Below are 3662 nucleotides of genomic sequence, written 5' to 3'. Positions count from 1 at the left end.
CCAGCACCGCCGGCGGGGTTTTCTTCCTCGGCATTTTCTTCGCGCTCCAGTTGTTCTAAGACCAGCTCCATCCGGTCCGCCAATTCGCGCAGCTCGATCAGTGCCGCTTGCTGGGCGTCAAGATGCACAAACACCACGTCCAGCAACGGCTTGAAGCGCCGCCGGATAAATCCCGGCAGCGTCGCCAGCTCGCGGGCCAGTTCATTGCGTAGGCCGGCCCGCGTTTCGGCCAAAAGCCCCTTCAGATCGGCCGCATTCACGGAATGTGACCTGGGTCGAAGGGGGGGTCCGTACAGTTACTGACACGAGTCCAAGTCGCACCGGCTGCGCCGGCGCCGGAATCGTGTTGCGCCGCATCATGCAGTAAGTGATTGATTTCGCTCACATCGCCGGCGCGAGCTCCCCCGATTTCGTGCGGCGCTGCACAATGGCGGATTTCCCAGCGCAACAGCCGGGTTTCCAGCACCAGGCGCTCACGCACCACGCCCAGCAATGGCCGACCGGATGGCTTCACCAAGTCGCCGTAGCGGGTGCGGTAGGCGATCAGCTCGCCGGTTTCTTCATCCACCAGCGGCCGCCTGGCGAGCTGTGAAGGCGCCTCGCGGCCCGGGGCACTCCCGCCCATGCAGCGCATGAACTCGCACCAGCGGCCCTCTACGCTGGCCGCGTGCCAGGGCAGATGATGCGGGGGCACCACCGATAGCGCGTCATCCGGCTGGATGCGCCGATACTCGCGCCAGACTCCCACCGGCGGCCCGCCGATTTGCTGAAACTGGCGAATCCCCCAGATGCGCGCCCAGGCCACAATCCGATCCGCCGCGGCTTCCGCTTCGCCGCCGTGCAGGTCGGCCCCTACCCCATAGCCGTCAATCGACTTTGAAACGTATTTGATGATGTAGCCGGTTGCGCTGCCTTTCTTCGGGTCGATGGCCTCGAATTTCACCCGCTGCTTTCTGGCGCCGCGCTCGGTGCCATCTTCGGCCAGTGCGTGCGCCCGGATGACGGCGCGCAGCTCGCCCGATCGGGCCGGTGCGTGGAATAGCAAAAAATGCCAGTGCGGCGTCCCATCATGGTGCGGCTCAGCGATCCGAAACCCGTACACGCGCAGCTCCAGGCGCTTCAGCTTCGCCCGGATGCGGGACCACACGCGACCCAGGTAGGCATTCACATCGCGCGGCGTGCTGCCGTTCCAATTGTCCACCGGCGCGCCGCTTTTCGCGTGCCGGCAATGGTATTTGCTGGGCGCCGTCAGCGTGACAAAGGTGGCCACGTCACCCACCCTCTCCGCCCACCGCTCGAATCCGCGAATGCGGGCCAGCAGCTCAGCGCGGCGCAAGGCCGGATTCGCCAGGCTCGCCCGGTAAATATCGGCCAGGTTGACCACGCCGCCGGCATCGCTCACCGCTTCCAGCTTCTCCAGCAACTCCAGATTTGCGCGCGTGCGTTGCTGGTGCCAGCGGACCACCGAATCCGCGCAATAAATCTGGCGGCGCTTGTGGACGTGGCCCAGGTGCCGGGCGAGCTGATCCCGAAAGCGGCCGACTTCCCGGCGGAACACCCGCCGCCAAAATTGCCAGTCTTGCGCGCGGGCAATCCGTGGCCCGCCTTTGTCGCCGGGTACGTCCGGCAGGCTGCGCGCAAGTCTGAATTGATCGAGCTGGGCATCGGTGGCCAGGGTGCCGCACTCATCGGCGCACCAGTGCGCTTTGGCCTCGATATCGCTCAGGGTGTGCAGGGTGCGCACCATGCGCGGCGTGCCGCAAAGGATCTGGTGAGCATCGCGCAACCAGGCGTTGCCCTCCGCCCGGTTGCGGGCTTTGCGCTTCATCCACTCGGCGCGCACGGTATCGGATATGTGCCCGAATTCGTACACCAGCGGCGCGCCCCACTCGATATCCTCGAAATCCGCATCGGCGCCGCGCGGCAACCTGGCTGCCTTCACTTAGCGCCCTCCGTGCGCGCCCGCATACGCCGCTCTCGCTCCAGCGGATCGGGGATAGTGTGATCCGTGAAATCGAGGCGCAAATACCCCTCACACGCGGCCAGAAAATCGCAGTGCCGGCGGTAGTCGGATCGGATCGGTGGCCGTGGTGCCGGGCCGCCATAGGCCAGGGTGTACGCCTGTTCAGGTGACATGCGTGCGCTCACCGGCCCTTGTAACAAGTCGATAAAACGATGTTACCGGGCCGCTCGAAAACAGCGCGATTGAACGCCTGCCGGTGGCTGCCCGCCTTCACTTCATGGTGAAAACACTCACCGGATGGCGGCCGCATGTACACCTGATATCGGCCAGGTTGCTGGCGGTTTGGATCGGGGGAACTCACCAGCGGCCGCCACCGATCCGCACAGCGTGATATATCGTGCGCCGCTTCAGCCAGGGCACGCCCAGGTCGCGCATGGCCGAGAGAAATGCCAGATCAGCCTTTTTGCGGGTCCAGCCTTCCGGCTGCGCCCGGTACAGCCAGTCATGCACGAAGGTGGCCAGCGAATAGCGGCCGGCGCGCGGTACCAGCGACCGGAACAGGCGCGGCACGCTGGCAAAGTCGGTCACAAATCCGGCCGGCACCCTAAGCGGCCCCGGTGGCAGATCGTGCCGGATCGCGAAATTGGCGCGCGGAGTCCAGCGCACCGGCTTTAACAGTCGGAAGGTTTCTCCGTCCGCCTGCAATTCCAGGTGCGGAGTGCGGTCATCAAACGGCACGTTAAGCGCCGCCACCAGCCACGATGTTCAGAACAGGCGCGCCAGGCTGGTCGCGCGCCACTGTGAAAGTGCGCGGCGAGCTGGGCGCCGATTCGCTGCCCTCGTAATTCACGGCCGTGGCCGTGCATGAGTGATCGCCCGGCGCGAAGGTGCCCCACTCGGCTTGCCAGGGCGTGCTGGCCCCGGTCGGCGCCACTGTCGCCAGCGGCACCGTTTCGCCGTCACAGTACAGGCGATACTCGGTCAGCTCGGAAAGCGGCAGCGGCGCCCCGCTGACGTACTCAGTCGGCGCGATGATGGTCAGCTCGGGCCGGTAGTCATCGGCTTTCGCCGGGATCGGCGTGCAGAGGATCACCAGCAGAATCAGCGCGCCGCAGATGGCCTCAACGTAGGCACTGATTCGCATCGGGTCGATATTTTCCGGGTTTACTCGCATGGGTCGGCCTCCTCAATTTCGGTTAGATCAATGTCATATTCTGTGAACACTTCGAAGGCGCGCGCTTGCGCGGCCTCATCGTCTGCCGCCTCCACGGTGATTGAGAAATCAAACACCCAGCGCAGCCGGTCGCCCGGCATGAAGGCGTTGCCGTGCACGTGGAACCGGGTCGGGGTTTCAAAATCCCCTTCCCGGATCGCGGCACTCAGTCCGTTGGGGAAGGTCGCGTGAGGCAGCTTTGTAAGCGCCTTGTCAGGGTTCAGATTCGGGTCAGATTCCATCGGATAGGCTCCAGTCCGTTTGCTCTCCCCACCCGGTAGAGCGGCCGACCCCGTGAGGGGCCGGCCAGGGGAGCCGCATCAGCGGCACCGGATGGAGGGATGTGAAGGTAGGAGTTGACAGGGCCTTATGTCAAGTCTCTGAGTCACATTCCTCAGTGAACGGGAGAAGTGCTATAAACACACATCGGATGGAGAACCGAAAATGATTGAAGATGACAACGCTACAAAGCAGTTGCTGGATGCC

The 3662-nt window shown here is 64.4% G+C and carries 5 protein-coding genes; all 5 read right to left on the bottom strand.

The genetic code is table 11. The features are described 5' to 3' along the window. Positions 1-260, bottom strand: a 260-nt coding sequence (locus tag K5880_RS23055; RefSeq protein ID WP_297658308.1) for a hypothetical protein, incomplete at its 3' end; no start/stop codon positions are given. Next, on the bottom strand, positions 257-1942 hold the full coding sequence (locus K5880_RS23050) for a replication endonuclease (protein ID WP_297658304.1): 1686 nt from the start codon (positions 1940-1942) through the stop codon (positions 257-259). The genes K5880_RS23050 and K5880_RS23055, both read right to left, overlap by 4 nt. 378 nt (positions 1943-2320) lie before the next feature. Then, positions 2321-2701, bottom strand: a complete 381-nt coding sequence (locus K5880_RS23045) for a DUF1353 domain-containing protein (protein WP_297658301.1) — start codon at positions 2699-2701, stop codon at positions 2321-2323. 1 nt (position 2702) lies between these two features. Further along, positions 2703-3137 (bottom strand): hypothetical protein, encoded by a 435-nt coding sequence (locus K5880_RS23040; protein ID WP_297658298.1) that lies wholly within the window; start codon positions 3135-3137, stop codon positions 2703-2705. Further along, positions 3128-3418, bottom strand: a complete 291-nt coding sequence (locus K5880_RS23035; protein WP_297658295.1) for a hypothetical protein — start codon at positions 3416-3418, stop codon at positions 3128-3130. Before K5880_RS23035 ends, K5880_RS23040 begins: the two co-directional genes overlap by 10 nt. Between the last annotated feature and the right edge of the window lie 244 nt (positions 3419-3662).

This window comes from Hydrogenophaga sp., from assembly GCF_025699295.1.
GTDB lineage: Bacteria > Pseudomonadota > Gammaproteobacteria > Burkholderiales > Burkholderiaceae_C > Hydrogenophaga.
This window is presented reverse-complemented; position numbering and strand designations above follow the sequence as displayed.